19 protein-coding genes are annotated in these 21,496 nt (G+C 64.4%); 6 read left to right on the forward strand and 13 right to left on the reverse strand.

The window, feature by feature from the left end; translation table 11 throughout:
• Nucleotides 1-16 precede the first annotated feature (16 nt).
• From BZL41_RS26410 to malK, 3 genes are all read left to right on the forward strand, one after another.
• Nucleotides 17-733, forward strand: a complete 717-nt coding sequence (locus BZL41_RS26410; RefSeq protein WP_095602010.1) for a DUF4198 domain-containing protein — start codon at nucleotides 17-19, stop codon at nucleotides 731-733.
• Nucleotides 734-875: 142 nt separating this feature from the next.
• A complete protein-coding gene (locus tag BZL41_RS26415) occupies nucleotides 876-2,504 on the forward strand; it encodes an alpha-glucosidase (protein ID WP_095602011.1) in 1,629 nt (542 codons plus the stop codon).
• 13 nt (nucleotides 2,505-2,517) lie between these two features.
• On the forward strand, nucleotides 2,518-3,633 hold the full coding sequence (gene malK, locus BZL41_RS26420; RefSeq protein ID WP_095602012.1) for a maltose/maltodextrin ABC transporter ATP-binding protein MalK: 1,116 nt from the start codon (nucleotides 2,518-2,520) through the stop codon (nucleotides 3,631-3,633).
• 175 nt (nucleotides 3,634-3,808) lie between these two features.
• Here the strand turns inward: malK and BZL41_RS26425 are convergent, their stop codons facing one another.
• The 6 genes from BZL41_RS26425 to puuE all read right to left on the reverse strand — a co-directional run bounded on the left by BZL41_RS26425 (nucleotide 3,809) and on the right by puuE (nucleotide 9,815).
• Nucleotides 3,809-5,161 (reverse strand): nucleobase:cation symporter-2 family protein, encoded by a 1,353-nt coding sequence (locus tag BZL41_RS26425; RefSeq protein ID WP_095602013.1) that lies wholly within the window; start codon nucleotides 5,159-5,161, stop codon nucleotides 3,809-3,811.
• A gap of 230 nt (nucleotides 5,162-5,391) precedes the next feature.
• Entirely contained in the window at nucleotides 5,392-6,693 is a 1,302-nt protein-coding gene (locus tag BZL41_RS26430; RefSeq protein ID WP_095602014.1) for a urate hydroxylase PuuD, read from the reverse strand.
• A 51-nt stretch (nucleotides 6,694-6,744) separates the two neighbouring features.
• A complete protein-coding gene (locus tag BZL41_RS26435; RefSeq protein ID WP_095602015.1) occupies nucleotides 6,745-7,248 on the reverse strand; it encodes an ureidoglycolate lyase in 504 nt (167 codons plus the stop codon).
• A 76-nt stretch (nucleotides 7,249-7,324) separates the two neighbouring features.
• On the reverse strand, nucleotides 7,325-8,320 hold the full coding sequence (gene alc / locus BZL41_RS26440; protein WP_095602016.1) for an allantoicase: 996 nt from the start codon (nucleotides 8,318-8,320) through the stop codon (nucleotides 7,325-7,327).
• A gap of 50 nt (nucleotides 8,321-8,370) precedes the next feature.
• Entirely contained in the window at nucleotides 8,371-8,886 is a 516-nt protein-coding gene (gene uraD / locus BZL41_RS26445; protein WP_095602017.1) for a 2-oxo-4-hydroxy-4-carboxy-5-ureidoimidazoline decarboxylase, read from the reverse strand.
• Nucleotides 8,883-9,815 (reverse strand): allantoinase PuuE, encoded by a 933-nt coding sequence (gene puuE, locus BZL41_RS26450; RefSeq protein ID WP_095602018.1) that lies wholly within the window; start codon nucleotides 9,813-9,815, stop codon nucleotides 8,883-8,885. Before puuE ends, uraD begins: the two co-directional genes overlap by 4 nt.
• Before the next feature lie 408 nt (nucleotides 9,816-10,223).
• Here puuE and uraH point away from each other — a divergent pair, with 408 nt between their 5' ends.
• A complete protein-coding gene (gene uraH / locus BZL41_RS26455) occupies nucleotides 10,224-10,577 on the forward strand; it encodes a hydroxyisourate hydrolase (RefSeq protein WP_095602019.1) in 354 nt (117 codons plus the stop codon).
• Nucleotides 10,578-10,860: 283 nt separating this feature from the next.
• Here uraH and BZL41_RS26460 read toward each other — a convergent pair whose 3' ends face one another.
• Nucleotides 10,861-11,487, reverse strand: a complete 627-nt coding sequence (locus tag BZL41_RS26460) for a LysE family translocator (RefSeq protein WP_095602020.1) — start codon at nucleotides 11,485-11,487, stop codon at nucleotides 10,861-10,863.
• Between the two features lie 61 nt (nucleotides 11,488-11,548).
• Nucleotides 11,549-12,895 carry an NCS2 family permease gene (locus BZL41_RS26465; protein WP_095602021.1) on the reverse strand — a complete coding sequence of 449 codons (1,347 nt, stop codon included), beginning with the start codon at nucleotides 12,893-12,895 and terminating at the stop codon, nucleotides 11,549-11,551.
• Nucleotides 12,896-13,478: 583 nt separating this feature from the next.
• Between BZL41_RS26465 and BZL41_RS26470 the strand changes: the two genes are divergently transcribed.
• Nucleotides 13,479-14,240, forward strand: coding sequence for a GntR family transcriptional regulator (locus tag BZL41_RS26470; protein WP_095602022.1), 762 nt, complete (start codon nucleotides 13,479-13,481; stop codon nucleotides 14,238-14,240).
• 124 nt (nucleotides 14,241-14,364) lie between these two features.
• On the opposite strand, the gene guaD is transcribed toward BZL41_RS26470, so the two are convergent.
• The 5 genes from guaD to xdhA form a co-directional block, all read right to left on the reverse strand.
• Nucleotides 14,365-15,669: a guanine deaminase gene (gene guaD, locus BZL41_RS26475; RefSeq protein WP_095602023.1), complete on the reverse strand. Its 1,305-nt coding sequence runs from the start codon at nucleotides 15,667-15,669 to the stop codon at nucleotides 14,365-14,367.
• Between the two features lie 86 nt (nucleotides 15,670-15,755).
• Nucleotides 15,756-16,592 carry a xanthine dehydrogenase accessory protein XdhC gene (gene xdhC, locus BZL41_RS26480; protein ID WP_095602024.1) on the reverse strand — a complete coding sequence of 279 codons (837 nt, stop codon included), beginning with the start codon at nucleotides 16,590-16,592 and terminating at the stop codon, nucleotides 15,756-15,758.
• Nucleotides 16,589-16,753, reverse strand: a complete 165-nt coding sequence (locus BZL41_RS28715) for a hypothetical protein (RefSeq protein ID WP_168191074.1) — start codon at nucleotides 16,751-16,753, stop codon at nucleotides 16,589-16,591. Before BZL41_RS28715 ends, xdhC begins: the two co-directional genes overlap by 4 nt.
• A 64-nt stretch (nucleotides 16,754-16,817) precedes the next feature.
• Complete coding sequence (xdhB, locus tag BZL41_RS26485) at nucleotides 16,818-19,217, reverse strand: xanthine dehydrogenase molybdopterin binding subunit (RefSeq protein ID WP_095602025.1); 2,400 nt, start codon at nucleotides 19,215-19,217, stop codon at nucleotides 16,818-16,820.
• 131 nt (nucleotides 19,218-19,348) lie between these two features.
• Nucleotides 19,349-20,809 carry a xanthine dehydrogenase small subunit gene (xdhA, locus tag BZL41_RS26495; protein ID WP_095602026.1) on the reverse strand — a complete coding sequence of 487 codons (1,461 nt, stop codon included), beginning with the start codon at nucleotides 20,807-20,809 and terminating at the stop codon, nucleotides 19,349-19,351.
• 79 nt (nucleotides 20,810-20,888) lie between these two features.
• Here xdhA and BZL41_RS28720 point away from each other — a divergent pair, with 79 nt between their 5' ends.
• A complete protein-coding gene (locus tag BZL41_RS28720; protein ID WP_168191075.1) occupies nucleotides 20,889-21,065 on the forward strand; it encodes a hypothetical protein in 177 nt (58 codons plus the stop codon).
• Nucleotides 21,066-21,496 lie beyond the last annotated feature (431 nt).

A 21,496-nucleotide genomic window follows, 5' to 3' on the forward strand; every position in this document is an offset into this window, starting at 1 on the left:
ACAACGGAGAAATACGATGAAAACCCGGCATTCCCTACTGTTCGCTGCCCTCTGCACCTTCGCCATGGGCCAGGCTTCCGCCCATGGCCTCTGGACCGAGGAGCGGCGTGGCCATATCGAAGTGGTCTACGGCCATGGCGCCGAGGACGACGCCTATGACCCGAAGAAGATCGCCGGCGCCTGGGCCTATGACGGCGAGGGCAAGGCCATTCCCGTGCACGTCGAACGGCTGGCGGACCATGCCCGGCTCAAGCCCGAGGCGAAACCGGCGCTGCTCGCCGTGGCCATGGACAACGGCTACTGGACCCTCAATGCCGCGAAGCGCTGGGTGAACGTCGGTGAAACCCAGGTGCCCGGCGCGCTCGAGTCCGGCCGCTACTTCAAGTACAGCCTGACGGTGCTGGAGGAGGGCGTGACCTTGCCGCCGCTGGAGCCGCTGAAACTGGCCATCCTGCCGCAGCGCGACCCGCTGACGGTGGAGGCGGGGGAGATGCTGGAGGTGCAGGTGTTGTTGGACGGCAAGCCGGCGGCGGGGATCGAACTCTACGACGACTGCATCAACGACCCGGACCACGTGGCCGCTACCACCGATGCCCAGGGCAAGGCGAAGGTCAAAGTACGCAATAACGGCCTCAATGTGATAGGTGCATCGACCGAGGTGCCGGCGGACGACCCGGATGCGCGCGTGCGCGGCATGTTCGCGTCGCTGAGTTTCGTCAGCCATCACCATTGAGCCGAGGTGCCGGCCTCATCCCCCGGGGCCGGCCCGTCCTACGCCCGGCTCATCCTCCCCGAGGAATCCGCCGCGGGAGGATGTGGCGGAACGTCGCGCTGCCTAGAGTGGGCCCGTCTTCATTCTTCCAGGGCTCGCTGTAATGACTGTTCCCCATAACGACTGGTGGCGCGGCGGCGTCATCTATCAGGTGTATCCGCGCAGCTTCTTCGACAGTAACGGCGACGGCGTGGGCGATCTGCGCGGTGTGCTGGAGAAGATCGACTACATCGCCAGCCTCAATGTCGATGCCATCTGGCTGTCACCGTTCTTCACCTCGCCGATGAAGGATTTCGGCTACGACGTGTCCGATTATCGTGGCGTCGATCCGCTGTTCGGCACCCTCGACGACTTCAAGACGTTGGTCCAGGCGGCCCATGCGCGGGATATCCGCGTGCTGATCGACCAGGTGCTCAACCATTCCTCCGACCAGCATGCCTGGTTCGCGGAGAGCCGCTCCAGCCGCGACAACCCCAAGGCCGACTGGTACGTCTGGGCCGATGCCAGGCCCGACGGCACGCCGCCGAACAACTGGTTGTCGGTATTCGGCGGCCCGGCCTGGACCTGGGACAGCCGGCGCAAGCAGTACTACCTGCACAATTTCCTGTCCAGCCAGCCGGACCTGAACTTCCATTGTGAAGCCGTGCAGCAGCAGTTGCTCGACGACATGGAGTTCTGGCTCAAGCTCGGCGTCGATGGCTTCCGCCTGGATGCGGCGAATTTCTATTTCCACGACAAGCTGCTGCGCGACAACCCGCCGAACACCGAGGTGCGCGAGGGCAGCATCGGCGTGCGGGCTGACAACCCTTATGCCTTCCAGCGCCACCTGTACGACAAGACCCAGCCGGAGAACCTCGACTTCCTGCGCCGCCTGCGCGCCCTGCTGGAGCGCTATCCCGGCAGCGCCAGCGTCGCCGAGATCGGCTGCGATCATTCGCTGCGTACCATGGCCGCCTATACCGGCGGTGGCGACACTTTGCACATGGCCTATTCCTTCGACCTGCTCACCGAGCAGTGCAGCCCGGCGTTCATCCGCCGTACCCTGGAGAGCGTCGAAGCCGAACTGGGCGACGGCTGGCCCTGCTGGTCCACCGGCAATCACGACGTGGTGCGGGTGATGAGCCGCTGGGCGCTGAACGGCCAGACGGAGCCGGCGCGCGGTCGCTTGCTGATGGCGCTGTTGTTGTCCCTGCGCGGCAGCGTGTGCCTTTACCAGGGCGAGGAGCTGGGCCTGAGCGAAGCGGAACTGCGCTACGAGGATCTGGTCGATCCCTATGGCATCCGCTTCTGGCCCGAATTCAAGGGGCGCGACGGCTGCCGCACGCCGATGCCTTGGAGCGCCACGGCCGAGCATGCCGGCTTCAGCCATGCCAAGCCCTGGTTGCCGGTGGCCGAGGCACACCGGGCGCTGGCGGTGTCGGAGCAGGAGCGCGACCCGGATTCGATGCTCAATGTCTATCGCCGTTTCCTCGGCTGGCGCGCCGAGCAGCCGGTCCTGGTCAGCGGCGAGATGCGTCTGCTGCATCATGACGACGCGCTGCTGGTGTTCGAGCGCCGGTTGGGCGAGGAGACCTGGGTGTGCCTGTTCAATCTGGGCGACAGTCCGCGTCTCTACAGCCTGCCGGGGCGGCTCGAGCCGCTGGCGGACGTGCCGGCCAGCACGGCGACCTTCCAGGGAAGCTCGGTAAACTTGCCCGCCCACGGATTCGCATTCGCCCGCCTGGCGGGCTGAAAGGAGACAGACGATGGCCAGTGTGACCCTGCGCAACATCTGCAAGAGCTACGGCGATATCCCCATCACCCGGGGTATCGACCTGGAGATCGCCGATGGCGAGTTCGTGGTCTTCGTCGGTCCGTCCGGCTGCGGCAAGTCGACCTTGCTGCGGCTGATCGCCGGCCTGGAGGAGATCACCTCCGGCGATTTGCTGATCGACGGCCAGCGGGTCAACGAGCTGCCGCCGATGGAGCGTTCGGTGGGCATGGTGTTCCAGTCCTACGCGCTCTACCCGCACATGGACGTGGCGGAGAACATGGCCTTCGGTCTCAAGCTGGCCAAGGTGAGCAAGGCGGAGATCCGTCGGCGGGTCGAGGAGGTCGCGCGCATCCTGCAGCTCGACCACCTGCTCGAACGCAAGCCGAAGGATCTGTCCGGCGGCCAACGCCAGCGGGTTGCCATCGGCCGCACCCTGGTGCGCGAGCCCAAGGTGTTCCTCTTCGACGAACCGTTATCCAACCTGGACGCCTTCCTGCGGGTGCAGATGCGCATCGAGATTTCGCGCCTGCACCAGCGGCTCAAGTCCACCATGATCTACGTGACCCACGATCAAGTGGAGGCCATGACCATGGCCGACAAGATCGTGGTGCTCAACGCCGGCCGCATCGCCCAGGTCGGCCCGCCGCTGGAGCTGTATCACTACCCGCAGAACCGGTTTGTCGCCGGTTTCATCGGTTCGCCGCAGATGAACTTCCTGCCGGTGACGGCGGTGTCGGCGGATGCCGGGTCGGTGCGGGTGGAAATGCCGGGCGGTTCCTGGCTCGACCTGCCGGTGGATGGCGGCGGCATCGCTCCCGGCGAGGCGCTGACCCTGGGCATCCGCCCGGAGCATTTCGTCGATGCGGAGCAGGCTGATTTCTCCTTCCACGGCGAGATTGCCGTGGCCGAACGCCTGGGCGACCACAACCTGCTGCACCTGGTGGTGGAAGGCATCGAACCGATGCTCACCCTGCGTGGCGATGGCAACCGCCGGGTCCAGGCCGGCCAGCCCCTCGCCGCCGGCCTGCGGGCCGATAAATGCCACCTGTTCCGCGCCGACGGCGAGGCCTGTCGCCGGCATTACCGGGAGCCGGCGATTTACGGGTGAGGTAGCGAGCCCGGCTCCGGGGGCACTTTGCGTGGGAGCGAATTCATTCGCGATGGGATGGCCACGGTGTTTCGCCAAATCGCGAATGAATTCGCTCCCACACCGTTCCGTCGGGCGAATGAATTCGTCCCACGAAAGCTGTGAACCCGCACGAACTGCCCCCTCGCTCCACCCCTCAATGCAGCGCCGCGCCGCTCAGGGTGGCGCGTTCGCGGCCGCCGAGGACGTTGAATAGCAGGTTCAGGGTCACCGCGCTGAGGGTCGCCATGGCGATGCCGCTGTGGGTGATCGGCTCCATCCAGTGCGGCAGGTGGGCGAAGAATTCGGGGCGTACCACCGGCGCCATGCCCAGGCCGATGCTCACTGCCACCAGCAACTGGTTGCGGCGGTCGCCGATGTCCGCTTCCTGGAGGATCTTGATACCCGTCGCGGCGACCATGCCGAACATGGCGATGCCGGCGCCGCCGAGTACCGCCGGTGGAATCGAGGCGACCAGGAAGGCCGCCTTGGGCAGCAGGCTGAGGCCGATCAGGAACAACCCGGCCACTGCCGTCACGTAGCGGCTGCGCACGCCTGTCATCTGCACCAGGCCGATGTTCTGGGCGAACGAGGAGTGGGTGAAGGTGTTCATGAAGCCGGCCAGGAACGAGGCGCCGGCATCGCACAGCAGGCCGCGGCGGAGTTTCTGCGGGTCCACTTCCTGGCCGGTGATCTTGCCGAGGGCGAGGAACATGCCGGCCGACTCGACGAAGATGATCACCACCACCAGGCACATGGACAGGATCGGCGCGAGCTGGAATTTCGGTGCGCCGAAGTGATTGGGCGCCACCACCTGCATCGCCGGTGCGGCGCCGATGCCGGACAAGTCGACCATGCCGAAGAGGCCGGCCAGCACATAGCCCAGGGCCATGCCGATCAGCACCGAGACGTTGACCCAGAAACCGCGCAAAAAGCGATTCACCAGCAGGATGGTGACCAGCACCAGGGCGGCGATGGCCAGGTATTGCAGGGCGCCGAAGTGCGTGGCGGCGCTGCCGCCGCCGGCCCAGTTGACCGCCACCGGAAACAGCGAGAGGCCGATGGAAGTGATCACCGTGCCGGTCACCAGCGGCGGGAAGAAGCGCACGATCTTGCAGACGAAGGGGGCAATCAGCAGCCCGAAGAAGCCGGCGGCGATGGTCGCGCCGAAAATGCCTGGCATGCCGACGCCGGGCATGCCGGCCATCACCACCATGCTGCCGACGGCGGCGAAGCTGGCGCCCATCATCACCGGCATGCGGATGCCGAGGGGGCCGATGCCGAGGGACTGGACCACCGTGGCGATGCCGGCCACCAGCAGGTCGGCGTTGATCAGGAAGGCGATTTCCTCCCGCGACAGGCCGGCGGCCTGGCCGACGATCAGCGGCACGGCGACGGCGCCGCCGTACATCAGCAGCACGTGTTGGATGGACACCAACAGCAGTTGCAGGGGGGGCAGGCGTTGTTCGTTCGGGGGGAGGGGGACGGCGGGCTCACTCGGCTGGGTCATGCAAAACACCTCGACGCTTTTGTTGTTGTTCGGAGGCTGTTCGTCCGCACCGGCTGCGGAGCGGTTGGCGGCACGGGGTGGAACGGCCTCGGGTCGCTGTCGGTCGGCAGCCGGGCTGCGGCGACCGGGGTATTGCGGGGACTGCTCGGGTAGAAAAAAGCCGCGCTACGGACCGCCTGGAGTGTCAGTGCTCCAGACGGCCCGCCGGGGATGCGCGGCAAGAGGGTTTATCAGTTGATCTGGGCGCCCTGGGCGATCCAGGCGCCGATCAGGTCGCGTTCTTCCTGGGTCATCTGGGTGATGTTGCCCAGCGGCATGATCTGGCTGGCGACGCTCTGCGCATGAATCTTCGCGGCGAGCTGCTGGATCTGCTGCGGGGTATCGAACATCACTCCGGCCGGCGCGGCGCTGAACAGCGGGCTGGTTGGCTGGGCGGAATGGCAGACGGTGCAGCGCTCATGGATCACGCTGCTGACCTTGGCGAAGTCCGGCGCGCCGCCTTGCGGCTTGGCCGGGGCTTCGGCGGCTGCCGGAGCCTTGTCTTCCGTTGCCTCGTCGGCCGGAGCGGTTTGCGCCGGCAGGCTGGCGGCAGGCTGCTCCACGACCTGCGCCGTGGCGACGCTGGGAGTGGCCGGTTGGCGGTTCGGGGTGGTGACGAAGGCCAGGCAGACCATGCCCAGGGCCGCTACCGGCAGGGTCCAGGCGAACTTGCCGCTCTCGTGACGGGTGTTGAAGTAGTGCCGCACCAGCACCGCCAACACCGAGATGCCGGCCAGGATCGCCCAGTTGTACTGGCTGCCGTAGGTGCTCGGGAAGTGGTTGCTGATCATGATGAACAGCACCGGCAGGGTGAAGTAGTTATTGTGGCGCGAACGCAGCAGGCCCTTGGCCGGCAGCACCGGGTCCGGGGTGCGGTTTTCCTCGATGGCCTTAACCAGCGCACGCTGGGCCGGCATGATGATGCGGAACACGTTGCCGACCATGATGGTGCCGATCAGCGCACCGACATGGATGTACGCGGCACGGCCGCTGAACACCTGGGTGTAGCCCCAGGCGGCGAACACCACCAGCACGAACAGGACCGCGCCGAGCAGGGCCGGCTGCTTGCCCAGGGGCGAGTCGCAGAGCTGGTCGTACACCAGCCAGCCGACCGCCAGCGAGCCGAAACCGATCAGTACGGCGGCGGCCGGGCTGAGATCGCTGCCGGGGGCGATCAGGTAGAGGCTCGGGTTGAGGTAGTAGACCACCATCAGCAGGGCGACGCCCGACATCCAGGTGAAGTAGGCCTCCCATTTGAACCAGTGCAGGTTCTCCGGCATTTTCGGCGGAGCCAGCTTGTATTTTTCCAGGTGGTAGATGCCGCCGCCGTGGATGGCCCAGAGGTCTCCGGACAGCCCTTCGCGGGGGTTGCTGCGGTTGAGGTTGTTTTCCAGCCAGACGAAGTAGAAGGAGGCGCCGATCCAGGCGATGCCGGTGATCATATGGATCCAGCGAATGCCCAGGTTAAGCCACTCGGTCAGATGTGCGTCCACGATAGTTACCTCTTCCCGGTGCTTGGCGAGCCAAGCGGCCAGGCTTTCTTATTAGGGTTGGGGGTCGAGGAGGAGCTGTTCGCCCTCCGTGAAGAAGTACTCGTCGCAGTTGTTCCCTGAACCGCTGCGATCGACCACCAGGAATTCATCCCGCTTTTCGATCGTCAGCACCGGGTGGTGCCAGACGCCGCGGTGGTAATTGACGCCCTGCCTGCCGTTGCTGCGGAAGGCGCGGACGAGACCCGGTACAGGTGCATCGCCAAATGGCGCGACCACGACCAGAAAGGGGTTGCCGAGCAGCGGGATGAACGCCTGGCTGCCCAGCGGGTGACGTTCCAGCATGCGGATGACCAGCGGCATTTCCAGGGCCTCGGCGCTGAAGATGCTGATGATCGCCTTATCCTCCGGCTGGGCGGTCTCGACCGTGGCCAGCTTGTGATAACGGCGGGTGGAGCCGTTGTTGATCATGAAGTAGTCGCTGCCCTCGGTTTCGATGACATCTCCGAAGGGGGCGAAGGCTTCCTTGGTCAACGGCTCGATGGTCAATGTGCGCATGCTGTTCTCGTTGTCTGGAGAATGAGGGCTATGTGTTTATGCCAGGGGCGGCACCTGGCCGGTGCCGCCGTTGCAGCTACCGCGCCACTTTGCCGAACAGGCGAAGCCGGCTGACGCCGCCGTCTGGGAACACGTTCAGGCGCACGTGGGTGACCGGGCCGAGCTGGGCGATCTGCTCGACGAACTCATGCTCCTGGTGCATCTGTAGCTTCTGGCTCGGCAGCAGCTCGCGCCAGAACAGGCTCTGGGTCTCGATCTGGCTGTCGGTGCCGCCTTTCACGTAGGCCGCCTGGATCGAGCAGCTGTCCGGGTAGTTACCTTTGAAGTGCAGGGTGTCGACCACGATGCGCTCGATTTCGCCCGGATGGCCGAGGGCGACGATCACCCAGTCGTTGCCCGGGGTACGGCGGCGCGCGGTTTCCCAGCCGTCGCCCATGTTCACGCCACGGCCCGGGTTGAGGATGTTGCTCATGCGCCCGAAGTGTTCGTCGGAACAGGCCAGGGCACGGCCGCCGTTGAGCGCGGCGGCCAGGTCGATCTGCTCGTTGTCGCCGACGCTGCTCCAGTCGCGGTAGGGGATGCCGTACACGCGCAGGCGTGCCACGCCGCCGTCCGGATAGATGTTGAAGCGCAGGTGGGTATAGGCCTGGCTGTCGTCGATCGCGTGGTAGTGGTGGCTGTTGCCTTGCAGCTCGACGGCCGGCAGCACTTCGGTCCAGACGGTGTCGTCGGTCGGGTCGCCATCGGCGACGAAGCAGGCTTCCAGCGAGGCGGACGGCGGATAGTTGCCGGTGAAGTGGCTGGTGTCGATGTCCACGCCCTTGATCGAGCCGGGCACGCCGAGGCGGATCACCGCGTAGTCGTAGCCTTCGAAACGCTTGCGGCGGGATTCCCAGCCGTCCATCCACTTGCCGTTGTCGTCGAACACACCCTCCTTCCAGACCGCCGGGGTGGGCTGGAACAGCCGGTTGACGTCGGCGAACCAGTCGTCGGTGACGTAGATCGCCTGGGTGCCGAGGCGGGCGTCGGCCAGGTTGACGAATTTTTCGAAGGGTGCGGCGTAGGTTCTCATGTCTATCTGCCTTGAACGGGGCGGGGTGGAAGGGGCGGTGTGTGTCCGCGTCAGAGCTGCTGCAGGCGGAACAGCGCGATCTTGTTGATCTCGGCCAGGGCGCGGGCGAACTCCTCGTCGGGCGTGTTGTGGATGCGCTCTTCGAAGGCCGCCAGGATCTGGTGCCGGTTGCTGCCTTTCACCGCCATGATGAAAGGAAAGCCGAACTTCGCCTTGTAGGCATCGTTCAGTTCGGTGAAGCGGGCGAATTCCTCGGGGGTGCATTCGTGGATGCCCGCACCGGCCTGCTCCGAGGTGGAAGAGGCGGTCAGCTCGCCGCGGACCGCGGCCTTGCCGGCCAGGTCCGGGTGAGCGTTGATCAGCGCCAGCTGGGCATCGCGGCTGGCACTGAGCAGGATATCGGCCATGCGCTGGTGCAGGCCGTCGATGTCGTCCAGGCTGGCGTCCGCGCCCAGGTCATAGGCTCTCTCGGCGACCCAGGGCGAGTGCTCGTAAATGTCGGCGAAGGCAGCGACGAAGGCGTCGCGGCCGAGGCTGGACGGGGTCAGGGTCTGGAAGCGGCTCATTTCGCGCTCTCCGCGGTGAACGGGTGAGTGGCGTGCCAGTGGCGTGCGATGTCGATGCGACGGGCACACCAGACCTTGTCGTGGCTCTTCACGTAGTCGAGGAAGCGGGCCAGCGAGGCCAGCCGCGCCGGACGACCGAGCAGGCGGCAGTGCATGCCGATGGAGAGCATCTTCGGCGCGCCTTCGACCCCTTCGGCATAGAGCACGTCGAAGGCATCCTTCAGGTATTCGAAGAAGTCGTCGCCCTTGTTGAAGCCCTGTACCTGGGTGAAGCGCATGTCGTTGGTGTCCAGGGTGTAGGGAATCACCAAGTGTGGCTTTTCCGGTGTGCTTTCCGGGTCCCAGTAGGGCAGGTCGTCGTCGTAGGTGTCGGAGTCGTAAAGGAAGCCGCCTTCCTCGCGCACCAGGCGACGGGTGTTCGGGCTGGTGCGGCCGGTGTACCAGCCGAGCGGGCGTTCGCCGGTCAGCTCGGCGAGGATGCGGATCGCCTCGAGCATGTGCTCGCGCTCTTCCGCTTCGTTCATATACTGGTAGTCGATCCAGCGGTAGCCGTGGCTGCAGATCTCATGGCCTGCGGCGACCATCGCCTTGATCGCCTCGGGATGACGCTGGGCGGCCATGGCCACGGCGAAGATGGTCAGCGGGATGTCGTGGCGCTTGAACAGCTTGAGCAGGCGCCAGACGCCGGCGCGGCTGCCGTATTCGTAGAGCGATTCCATGCTCATGTGGCGCACGCCTTGCAACGGCTGGGCGGCCACCATCTCGGAGAGGAACGCCTCGGACTCCTTGTCGCCATGGAGGATGTTGCGCTCGCCGCCTTCCTCGTAATTCAGCACGAAGGACAGGGCGATGCGGGCATCGCCCGGCCAGCGGGGATGAGGCGGGTTGTTGCCGTAACCGATCAGGTCGCGTGGGTAGTCGGCGCTCACTGCAATCTTCCTTTTCCGAGAGTAGAGGGGTCGCTACAGCAGGCTGTGGCAGACCGCGATGAGTCAATTGTATACAAATCAAATTGCACTTTGTAAATCGAAAATTTCCACAATTTGCGGCTTTTCCGGTTTGCAAGAAACTTGCCTGAGTGGTCAGTAGACGCGCCTGCAAGGCGCTTCCTGGCAAGTCTTCAGATAGAAAGGAAGCGCTTCTGACCTCGTTGATGAGACGTTCTTGTTGCGATAATTGTGTACAATTTTGTGTGAAAGTGTCTTGTTTTTCCCGTTGCCGTGCTATGCTCACGGCATGTTCGGCTTGGGCAGGCCCGGCCGGGCAACCGATTTCAACCGAAGAACCAAGAGGAGGCGTGGCCCCGTGAGCGCTCGGCGCAACGGGGCCCAGCAACTATGGGACGTTTGACGACGCATGTATTGGATGCCGCCCACGGCTGCCCCGGCAGCGGTATCCGCATCGAGCTGTATCGGGTCGAAGCCGAGCGGCTGGAGCGGGTCGCCCAGGTGGAAACCAACCACGACGGCCGCTGCGACGCACCCTTGCTGCAAGGCAAGGATTACCGTAGCGGTGTGTACCAGCTGCACTTCCATGCCGGCGATTACTACCGCGCCCGTGGCGTCGCCCTCCCGGAACCGGCGTTCCTCGACGTGGTGGTACTGCGCTTCGGCATCTCCGCGGAACAGGAGCACTACCATGTGCCGTTGCTGATTTCGCCGTACAGCTATTCCACCTACCGGGGTAGCTAGATTCACCGACTACCGTCGCTCTGATCCGTCAGAGTCTCCCTTGGCCCGCGCACACTGCGGGCTTTTTTATGCCTGGATATTGGGTGTGCTGAGTGGATTGGTCGCGCAATGGGCGAATGAAATTCCCCGGCGGAGTATCACCATTCTCGCCGTAGCTCGAATAAGCCTGGACGCAATCCGGGACTACGCCCCGTCCCGGATTGCGCAGGCGCTTATTCGGGCTGTGGGAGTGGGCCAATGAAAAAGGCGGCCGAAGCCGCCTTGCCATGGATAGCTCAGGCTTCTACCGGCTCAACAACGACGCCGCGCCGGCGCCACCGAACAGGCCGGCGCTGATGCGGTTGAACCAGGCCTGGCCCTTGCCGCTGCGCAGGTAGCGCGAGGCGCCGTGGGCGCCGAGGCCGTAGGCGAGCTTGCAGGCGAGGTCCAGCACCGCCCAGGTGGCGATCATGGTCAGCAACTGCGGCACGAACGGGCGATCGGCACTGAGAAACTGCGGCAGGAAGGCGGCGAAGAACAGGATGTCCTTGGGATTGCTCGCGCCCAGGCCGAAGGCGCGCCAGAACAGGGCACGGAACGCTGGATTGGACGGGGCTTCGTCAGCGCTGGCGGTACGGGCGCCGCGACGCGATTCCTGCCAGCTCTGCCAGGCGAGGTAGAACAGGTAGACCGCTCCGAGGATCTTCAGCAGGCTGAACACCTGCTCCGAGGCCAGCAGCAGGGCGCCGAGCCCGAGGGCGGAGGCGCTGAGCAGGCAGATCGAGGCGCTGACCCCGCCGAGGAAGGCCGGCCAGGAGCGACGCAGGCCGTAGTTCAGGCTATTGCTGATCATCAGCAGCGACAGCGGGCCGGGGATCAGGATTACCACCAGGGCGGCACTGGCGTACAGCAGCCAGGTTTCCAGACTCATCGATACCTCTCCATGAACGAAAGCCCCACCGGCATGGCGGTGGGGCGGGGGCTATGTCGCCTCAGAGGAAGGCGAACTTGGCGATGAATATCGCACACAACACGTACAGGCTGATCGACACCTTGTCGCGCTGGCCGGTGAGCAGCTTCAGCGTGGCGTAGGTGAGGAAGCCCAGTGCGATGCCGTTGGCGATGGAGAAGGTCAGCGGCATCATCACCACGGTCACGATGGCCGGGATTGTGTCGGTGTGGTCCTTCCAGTCGATGTGGGCCATGCCGCTCATCATCAGCATCGCCACGTAGATCAGCGCGCCGGCGGTGGCGTAGGCCGGGATCATGCCCGCCAGCGGGGCGAAGAACATGGCGGCGAGGAACAGCAGGCCGACGGTGATGGCGGTCAGGCCGGTGCGGCCGCCGGCGGCGACGCCCGAGGCGCTTTCCACGTAGCTGGTCACCGGCGGACAACCGACCAGGGCGCCGACCACGCTGGAAGTGCTGTCGGCCTTCAGGGCGCGGGACAGGTTCTGGATCTTGCCGTCGTCGTCCACCAGGTTGGCGCGGTGGGCGACCCCCATCAGGGTTCCGGCGGTGTCGAACATGTTCACGAAGAGGAAGGCCAGGATGACGCTGATCATTCCCACGTTGAGCGCACCGGCGATGTCCATGGCCAGGAAGGTGGGCGCCAGGCTCGGCGGCATCGAGATCAGCCCCTGGTATTCCACCAGGCCCAGCGCCCAGCCAGCGAGGGTGACGGCGAGGATGCTGAAGAGGATAGCGCCGAACACGTTGCGGTGGCTGAGCACGGCGATCAGCAGGAAGCAGATCGCGGCGAGCAGGGCCGACGGCTCCTGGAAGGAACCCATGGTCAGCAGCGTCGCCGGGCTGTCCACCACGATGCCGGCGGTCTTCAGGCCGATCAGGCCGAGGAACAGGCCGACCCCCGCGCCCATGGCGAAGCGCAGGCTCATGGGGATGCTGTTGAGCAGCCACTCGCGGATGCGCGACAGGCTCATGATCATGAACAGAATGCCGGAGAGGAACACCGCACCCAGGGCGATCTGCCAGCTATAGCCCATTTCGCCGACCACAGTGTAGGTGAAGAAGGCGTTGAGCCCCATGCCCGGCGCCAGGCCCACCGGCCAATTGGCATACAGGCCCATGAGGAAGCAGCCCAGCGCCGCGCCGATGCAGGTGGCGACGAACGCGGCACCGTGGTCGACGCCGGCGTTGGCCATGATGTTGGGGTTGACGAAGATGATGTAGGCCATGGTGACGAAGGTCGTCAGGCCGGCCAGCAGCTCGGTCCGCACGCTGGTGCGGTGTTCGCTGAGTTTGAAGAAGCGGTCGAGCCAACCGGGTCCGGTACGCATTGCCTGAGCAGCCTGTTGTTCTTGTTTCGCGCTTTCCACAGGGTGTTCCTCATTCTCTTGTTGTGTCGTCACCCAGAGCGGTTCGCTCTCTGAGGCGGGGTGCTGGGTGTGCGTGCCGAAAATCGGTTTCTGACCTGTGAGTCAAAAAGTCGCACAGGCGGATTATGCTTTTGTATACAAAAAAATCAAATAATGTTTTCGTTGTTGCGCTGACGGGACGATCTGATCGTATTCAACGCTGCCTTTGCGTTACTCGAACGATGCTTCGAGAACGTTTGAAATACTCTTTAGAATCAATAAGTTGGTGTCTATGCGCGAAGACTGGCAACGACTTTGGACCGGCATCGCCGACGAATAGAGGGATAAAGGGCATAAGAAGCGAAGGGCTTGGTGAAGAAAAAACTAACAGCACTCCACTGAGAAAAGGAGGAAATCGCGTGAGGACAGAAACCGGTACTGAAGGCACGCAGGTCTCATAATCCTGTACGAAAAGTGTGCGAATCCAGGCGATTGTGTACAATGCAGTCACTTTCATACCCAGATTCACCGTTACACTTACCCTCGTAGCGGTGAAAGGCAGTAGAGTTCGGATATCCGCCGACCCTCATTGACGCGAGCCCCCATGAACGAACAGTTGCAGCCCCTCAAGAAGCAGCCGCGTGCCGGCAAGAGCCGCAGCGGGACTCAGGACGATGTCGTCTATGCCCATATCTTCGATGCCATCCTCGAACAGCGCCTGGCTCCCGGGACCAAGCTGAGCGAGGAGGCATTGGGCGAGATCTTCGGCGTGAGCCGCACCATCATCCGCCGCGCGCTTTCCCGACTGGCCCACGAGGGCGTGGTACTGCTGCGACCGAACCGTGGGGCGGTGGTGGCCAGCCCCAGCGTCGAGGAGGCGCGGCAAATCTTCTTTGCACGGCGCATGGTGGAGCGCGCCATCACCGAGCTGGCGGTGGAGCATGCCACCGCCGAGCAGCTTGCCGAGCTGCGCCAGATGGTCTCCGAGGAACAGGCCTGCTTCTCCCGTGGCGACCGTGGCGCCGGCATCCGTCTCTCCGGCGAGTTCCACCTGAAACTGGCCGAGGCGGCGAAGAACGCACCGCTGATCAGCTTCCAGCGCAGCCTGGTGTCGCAGACTTCGCTGATCATCGCCCAATACGAAAGCAGCGGTCGCCAGCATTGCTCCTACGACGAGCACAACGAGTTGATCGACGCCATCGAGGCCCGCGACAAGGACAAGGCGGTGACCCTGATGATGCATCACATGGATCACATCGACAGCAAACTCAACCTCGATGAGGACAGCGCTTCGGACGACCTGCACGCGGTGTTCTCGCACCTGCTGCAGACCCGCAAGAAGCCGGGTCGGGCCACGGCGCGATAGGCCGGTGGACCGCCGGCGAATGAATTCGCCCCTACATGAGAAGCCCCGCGATGCGGGGCTTTTTGTATGGCTCGTCGAAGGGTAGCCCGGATAAGCGCAGCGCAATCCGGGATCCGCGAATGCCTCACCCACGCGTATGCACAGCCTGGCCGGCCGCGTAGGTTGCCTTCACCGCGCGGTCGTCGCCGAGGACGATCAGGGCGAACAGCTTTTCCTCCAGCGTCCTGGCCTGTTGCAGGCGGTAGGACAGCAGCGGGGTGGCGTGGTAGTCGAGGACGACGAAGTCTGCGTCCTTGCCGCTCTGGAAGTTGCCGATGCGGTCGTCCAGGTAGAGCGAGCGGGCGCCGCCCAGGGTCGCCAGGTACAGCGACTTGAACGGATCGAGCTTCTTACCCTGTAGCTGCATGACCTTGTACGCCTCGTTCAGCGACTGCAACTGGGAGAAGCTGGTGCCGGCGCCCACGTCGGTCCCCAGGCCGACGCGCACGCCGTGGCGCTCCAGCTTGTCCAGGTCGAACAGGCCGCTGCCGAGGAACAGGTTGGAGGTGGGGCAGAAGGCGACGGCCGAGCCGGTCTCGCCGAGGCGCTGGCATTCGTGGTCGCAGAGGTGCACGCCGTGGGCGAATACCGCGCGCGCGCCGAGCAGCCGGTAGTGGTCGTAGACGTCCAGGTAGCCGCTGCGCTCGGGGAACAGCTCGCGTACCCACTCGATCTCCTTGCGGTTCTCGGACAGGTGGGTGTGCATGTACAGGTCCGGGTACTCGGCGAACAGCTTGCCGGCCAGTTCCAGTTGCTCCGGCGTGCTGGTCGGCGCGAAGCGCGGGGTCACCGCATAGTGAAGACGGCCCTTGCCGTGCCAGCGTTCGATCAGCTCCTTGCTGTCGGCATAGCCGGATTCCGGTGTGTCCGTCAGGTAGTCCGGGGCGTTGCGGTCCATCAGCACCTTGCCGGCGATCATCCGCAGGTTCAGCGCCTGGGCGGCCTCGAAGAAGGCGTCCACCGACTGTTTGTGCACAGTGCCGAAGACCAGCGCGGTGGTGGTGCCGTTGCGCAGCAGCTCCTTGAGGAAAATGTTCGCCACGTCGCTGGCATGGGCCTTGTCGGCGAACTGGCGCTCGGTGGGGAAGGTGTAGGTGTTCAGCCAGTCCAGCAGTTGTTCGCCGTAAGAGGCGATCATGCCGGTCTGCGGGTAGTGGATGTGGGTGTCGATGAAACCGGGGGTAATGAGGGCGTCGCGGTATTCGACCATCTCGATGCCTTTCAGCATCGGCAACAGCTCTTCGGCGGCGCCGACCTTCACTACCCGGCCGTCCTCGACGAGCAGCACGCCGTCTGCGAAATACTGGTAGGACTGCTCGATGCCGGCCTCGCTCGGGTCGGCGAGGCTGTGCAGGATGGCGGCGCGGTAGGCTTTCAGTTTTTCGTTCATGTCACGCTTGGCTCAATCGAATGAAGGTGTGGGCAGGCGGATAGGGCGAGGCCCGCGAACGGCGCGTTGTGCTCGCCCGTCCGCGGTCAGCCGCGACGGGAGGCAGGCAGCAGCTTGGTCACGGTCTCGCCCTTGCGGGTCTCGGCGCCAAAATGGGCGTTGTAGGTGGCGATCACTTCGCCGGCGATGGACACGGCGATCTCGATGGGCAGCTTGCCTTTCACTTCCGGCAGGCCCATGGGGCAGCGCATGCGCTGTATGACCTCGGCCTGGAAGCCGCGCTCGCGCAGGCGGTGCTCGAACTTTACGCGCTTGGTACGCGAACCGATCAGCCCGTAGTAGGCGAAGTCGTTGCGCTCCAGGATGGCGGCGGTCAGTTCCAGGTCCAACTGATGGTTATGGGTCATGACGATGAAGTAGCTGCCGGCCGGCATTTCCTCGACTTCGTCCACTACCTTGTCATTGACTACTTTTTCCACGCCGGTCGGGATCTGTTCGGGAAATTCGTTTTCCCGCGAATCGATCCAGCGCACCTTGCACGGCAGGCTGGCGAGCAGCGGCACCAGGGCCCGGCCGACGTGGCCGGCGCCGAACACGGCGATGGTCGCCTGCGGCTGGCCCATGGGCTCGAACAGCAGCACGGTGGCGCCGCCGCAGCACTGGCCGAGGCTGGCGCCCAGGCTGAAGCGCTCCAGGCGGGTTTCCTGGCTGCGTTTTTCCAGCATTTCGCGGGCCAGTTCCATGGCCTTGTATTCCAGATGGCCGCCGCCGATGGTCTCGAAGATGCACTCGCGGGTGACGATCATCTTCGAGCCGGCGTTGCGCGGAGTCGAGCCGCGCTCTTCGATGATGGTCACCAGCACGCAAGGTTCGCCCTTCTGTTGCAGGTCGGCGAGGGCGCCGATCCATCCGGTGTTGCTCATTTGCTCAGCCTCCAGGTGCGCAGGGGCTTGGCGGTGCGCGACAGGCGCCAGCCGTCCTTCTGCGGACGAGGGGCCGTCGGCTCCAGCAGGAACAGCGGCGGCAGGGTTTCGCGACCCTGCGTGGCCGGGGTATCCAGTTGATGTTCGGTGTGTCTTGTCATTGTTGTGCACCCGTTTCTTGCGGGAGCGGATTCAGCGGGAATCCGCTCCCGTTGGCCCGTGCGGTCAGGCCGGTTCGGCTTCGGTGGCGGTCGCCGGAGCGGCCGCCTTCTGCAGCGCTTTCATCTGCTGCACGCCCCAGAGCACGCGTTCCGGCGTCGCCGGGGCGTCGATCCGGGGCTGTGCCTGGTAGTCGGCAAGGCTGGCCACCGCGTCCTTGATCGCGCACCACACGGAGATGCCGAGCATGAACGGCGGCTCGCCCACGGCCTTGGAGTGGAACACGGTGTCTTCCGGGTTCTTGCGGTTCTCCACCAGCTTCACCCGCAGGTCCAGGGGCATGTCCGCCACGGCCGGAATCTTGTAGCTGGCCGGGCCGTTGGTCATCAGCTTGCCCTTGTCGTTCCACACCAGCTCTTCCATGGTCAGCCAGCCCATGCCCTGGACGAAGCCGCCTTCCACCTGGCCGATGTCGATGGCCGGGTTCAGCGAGGCGCCGACGTCGTGGAGGATGTCGCTACGCAGCATCTTGTACTCGCCGGTCAGGGTATCGACGATCACTTCCGAGCAGGCGGCACCGTAGGCGTAGTAGTAGAACGGCCGTCCGGCGGCTTTCTCGCGGTCGTAGAAAATCTTCGGCGTGCGGTAGAAACCGGTGCTGGAGAGCGAGACCTGATTGAAGTAGGCGAGCTGGATCAGCGCCTCGAAGGCGAGGAACTGGTCGCGCACGCGCACCTGGCCGTTACGGAACTCGACGTCTTCCTCGGTAACCTTGAAGTGCCGGGCGGCGAATTCCACCAGGCGCTTCTTGATGGTCTCGGCGGCGTTCTGCGCGGCTTTGCCGTTCAGGTCCGCACCGCTGGAAGCGGCGGTCGGCGAGGTGTTCGGTACCTTGTCGGTGTTGGTGGCGGTGATCTGGATGCGCTCGACGTCCACCTGGAAGACTTCGGCCACCACCTGGGCGACCTTGGTGTTCAGGCCCTGGCCCATCTCGGTGCCGCCGTGGTTCAGATGGATGCTGCCGTCGGTGTAGATGTGGATCAGCGCGCCGGCCTGGTTGAGGAAGGTGGCGGTGAAGCTGATGCCGAATTTCACCGGGGTCAGCGCCAGGCCTTTCTTCAGCACCGGGCTCTTGGCGTTGAACGCGCGGATTTCCTCGCGACGCCTGGCATATTCGGCGCTGGTTTCCAGCTCGGCGGTCATTTCCTGGAGCATGTTGTGCTCCACGGTCTGGTAGTAGTGGGTGACGTTGCGCTCGTCCTTGCCGTAGTAGTTGCGCTTGCGCACGTCCAGCGGGTCCTTGCCGAGGCTGCGAGCCACGGCATCCATGATCTCCTCGATGGCGACCATCCCCTGCGGCCCGCCGAAGCCGCGGTAGGCGGTGTTCGAAGCGGTGTTGGTCTTGCAGCGGTGACCGATCACGGTGGCGTTGCCCAGGTAGTAGGCGTTGTCCGAGTGGAACATGGCGCGGTCGACGATGGAACCGGACAGGTCCGGCGAGTAGCCGCAGTTGCCGGCCAGTTCGATCTCGATGCCGTGCAGCAGGCCGTCGTCGTCGTAGCCAACGTCGTACTGGACGAAGAACGGGTGGCGCTTGCCGGTCATGGTCATGTCTTCCATGCGCGGCAGGCGCATCTTGGTCGGCCGACCGGTCAGGTGGGCGATCACCGCGCACAGGCAGGCCGGGCCGGCGGCCTGGGTCTCCTTGCCGCCGAAGCCGCCGCCCATGCGGCGCATATCGATGACGATCTTGTTCATCGGCACGCCGAGCACCTCGGCGACCAGCTTCTGCACCTCGGTGGGATTCTGGGTGGAGCAGTAGACGATCATGCCGCCGTCTTCGGTGGGCATCACCGAGGAAATCTGCGTTTCCAGGTAGAAGTGCTCCTGCCCGCCGATGTGCAGCGTACCTTGCAGGCGGCGCGGTGCAGCGGCGAGGGCGGCGGCCGAGTCGCCGCGCTTGTGCTGGTGGCTGTCGAGGACGAAGTGGCTCTTGCGCAGGGCTTCTTCCACGTCCAGCACCGGTTCCAAGTCTTCGTATTCGATGATCGCGGCCATGGCTGCCTTGCGTGCGGTTTCCAGGCTGTCGGCGGCGACCGCGATCACTGGCTGGCCGATGTATTCCACCTTGCCGTCCGCCAGCAGCGGGTCGCCGGCCACCACCGGGCCGATGTCCAACTGGCCGGGAACGTCCCGGCTGGTGATAGCGATGGCCACGCCTGGGATTTCATAGCAGGGCGCGGTGTCGATGCGCACGATGCGGGCGTGGGCGCGGTCGCTCATGCGCGCATAGACGTGCAACTGGTTGGGGAATTCCAGACGGTCGTCGATGTACACCGCTTCGCCGGAGACATGCTTGGGTGCGCTCTCGTGCTTCACCGGACGGCCGACGCCGGTGGTCAGTTCGGCGCGGAACAGGGCTGCCAGTTCGTCCTGGCTCTTGGTCATCGTGTTGTGGTTAGACATTATGGGCACCTCTAAAAACTACCTGCGTTGTCATCACTGCGTTAAAAACAAGCTCAAAATGCTCATTTACAGCTCGTAAACTGCGCTTTTTCGCTTGTTTTTGCCTTGTGCTGACTGCCTCGCCTACGTTTTTAGACATGCCCATATGCGGTCACCCGTGTCTCGACCTCGGGCGATTGCACCTCGAGGAAGTATTTACGCAGCAGGTTCTGGGCGGTCAGCAGGCGGTATTCGCGGCTGGCGCGGAAGTCGGTGAGCGGAGTGAAGTCCTTGGCCAGGGCTTCGCATGCACGCTCGATCACCGCCGGGTACCAGGCGGCACCCTGCAGGGCGGCTTCGCAGGCGGCGGCGCGCTTCGGAATGGCGGCCATGCCGCCAAAGGCGATGCGGGCTTCCTTCACTTCGCCATCCTCCACGGTCAGGTTGAACGCGGCGCAGACGGCGGAAATATCGTCGTCCAGACGTTTGGACACCTTGTAGGCGCGGAATGTCTGGTTCGGCCGGGCGCGCGGCACGATGATTTTTTCGATGAACTCGGCATCCTGGCGGGCCGTCACCTTGTAGTCGAGGAAGTAGTCTTCCAACGCCAGGGTGCGCCGCTCGCCGCCCTTGTTGAGGACGATCCGGGCGCCGAGGGCGATCAGTAGCGGCGGGGCGTCGCCGATCGGCGAGGCATTGCCGATGTTACCGCCGAGGGTGCCCTGATTGCGGATCTGCAGGGAAGCGAAGCGGTGCAGCAGCTCGCCGAAGTCCGGGTATTCGCTGGCCAGCGCGTCGTAGCAGTCGGTCAGCGGGGTGGCCGCGCCGATTTCGAGACGGTCGTCGAAGCGTTCGACGCGCTTCATCTCGGCAATGTGGCCGACGTAGATCATCACCGGCAGCTCACGGTGGAACTGGGTGACTTCCAGGGCCAGGTCGGTGCCGCCAGCGAGCAGCCGGGCCTGCGGGTTGGCCGTGTAGATGTCGGCCAGGTCGGCGACGGTCAGCGGCAACAGGCAGCGCTTGTCGCCGCTGTTCAGCTCGGCGGTTTCGCGTGGGGCGATGGCCTTGAGCCGGGCGATGGTCTCGGCTTCGGTGGCATCGAACTGATCCGGCTGCTTTTGGCAGCAAGCCTGCTCGGCGGCCTCAAGGATCGGGCGGTAGCCGGTACAGCGGCACAGGTTACCGGCCAGGGCCTCATGGGTCTGGGCTTTGTCGGCACCTTCGGCACTGTTCTTCTGCAAGGCGAACAACGACATGACGAAGCCGGGGGTGCAAAAACCGCACTGCGAGCCGTGGCAGTCCACCATGGCCTGCTGGACGCTATGCAGTTGGCCATTGTGCTTGAGGTCTTCGACGGTGATGAGCTGCTTGCCGTGCAGTGAGGAGACGAAGGTCAGGCAGGAATTGAGGGTGCGGTAGCGGATTCGCTCCTGGCCGTCCGAGACATCCAGCTCGCCGACCACCACGGTGCACGCGCCGCAATCGCCGGAGGCGCAGCCTTCCTTGGTTCCGGACTTGCCGAGGTGCTCCCGCAGGTAGTTCAGCACCGTGACGTTGGGATCGAGGGCACGCTCGGTGCGCAGCTCCCGGTTGAGTAAAAACTGGATCAAGGCAACCTCCAGGCACTTTTATTGTTGTCAGAGCCCGTCTCGGCGCGAGGGTGCCGCGCAGGCGGGTTCCGGGGCTCGTATGAAAGCCAATGTAGTAAGGTCTGACTTTTGGGTCAATAAAAATCTGACTTTAAAGTCAGAAAATTTCATGGCATTCGGTTATGAGCCGCTCAACGGCGCGGAAAAAGCGATGCGTGATTCGTGCCAGGAGGCTGATGTAGAGACGGATTCGGCCCATCGCCGTTTCCGTCCGTGACCCGGATATGCCTTGGCGCAATCCGGGACGGTGGCCGGAATAGGGGTAGTCCGGTTCGCCAGCAAGCTGGCTCCTACGGTCGTGCGGTGATTTCGGGAAATGCGTCCGGCCTCGACACTGCCTTTCCCAGAGGGGCGAAGGGGCGTCCGGGTGGACCCGACAGTCCGTGCAGGGGCGAATCTATTCGCCCGGCGGGGCTGGTTTTATACGTTGCAGGAGCGAGCTTGCTCGCGAAGGGCTACGCGAAAAGCTTCGTCAGCAGAGCTGGCTCCTACAAAAAAGCGAGCCTCGGCTTGGGAGCGCTATTGCGGGAGCGGATTCATCCGCGATGAAAAAAGCCCCGCGCAAAGGCGGTAATGCTGTTCACTTAAGCGGAGCAGCCTTCCGATCCACTGGATAGCGGGTCTTCGAAATCTTCACCGTCCTGGGCC

The organism is Pseudomonas sp. PIC25, from assembly GCF_002286785.1.
In the GTDB taxonomy this organism is placed as follows: domain Bacteria; phylum Pseudomonadota; class Gammaproteobacteria; order Pseudomonadales; family Pseudomonadaceae; genus Pseudomonas_M.

Coding starts and splice junctions, on each gene's coding strand:
- guaD (WP_095602023.1), bottom strand. CDS start 15,669: ATGAACGAAAAACTGAAAGCCTACCGCGCCGCCATCCTGCACAGCCTC.
- xdhC (WP_095602024.1), bottom strand. CDS start 16,592: ATGAGCAACACCGGATGGATCGGCGCCCTCGCCGACCTGCAACAGAAG.
- malK (WP_095602012.1), top strand. CDS start 2,518: ATGGCCAGTGTGACCCTGCGCAACATCTGCAAGAGCTACGGCGATATC.
- BZL41_RS28715 (WP_168191074.1), bottom strand. CDS start 16,753: ATGACAAGACACACCGAACATCAACTGGATACCCCGGCCACGCAGGGT.
- uraD (WP_095602017.1), bottom strand. CDS start 8,886: ATGAGCCGCTTCCAGACCCTGACCCCGTCCAGCCTCGGCCGCGACGCC.
- BZL41_RS28720 (WP_168191075.1), top strand. CDS start 20,889: ATGAAAGCCAATGTAGTAAGGTCTGACTTTTGGGTCAATAAAAATCTG.
- BZL41_RS26410 (WP_095602010.1), top strand. CDS start 17: ATGAAAACCCGGCATTCCCTACTGTTCGCTGCCCTCTGCACCTTCGCC.
- BZL41_RS26460 (WP_095602020.1), bottom strand. CDS start 11,487: ATGAGTCTGGAAACCTGGCTGCTGTACGCCAGTGCCGCCCTGGTGGTA.
- BZL41_RS26435 (WP_095602015.1), bottom strand. CDS start 7,248: ATGCGCACATTGACCATCGAGCCGTTGACCAAGGAAGCCTTCGCCCCC.
- xdhB (WP_095602025.1), bottom strand. CDS start 19,217: ATGTCTAACCACAACACGATGACCAAGAGCCAGGACGAACTGGCAGCC.
- BZL41_RS26425 (WP_095602013.1), bottom strand. CDS start 5,161: ATGACCCAGCCGAGTGAGCCCGCCGTCCCCCTCCCCCCGAACGAACAA.
- BZL41_RS26470 (WP_095602022.1), top strand. CDS start 13,479: ATGAACGAACAGTTGCAGCCCCTCAAGAAGCAGCCGCGTGCCGGCAAG.
- uraH (WP_095602019.1), top strand. CDS start 10,224: ATGGGACGTTTGACGACGCATGTATTGGATGCCGCCCACGGCTGCCCC.
- BZL41_RS26415 (WP_095602011.1), top strand. CDS start 876: ATGACTGTTCCCCATAACGACTGGTGGCGCGGCGGCGTCATCTATCAG.
- alc (WP_095602016.1), bottom strand. CDS start 8,320: ATGAGAACCTACGCCGCACCCTTCGAAAAATTCGTCAACCTGGCCGAC.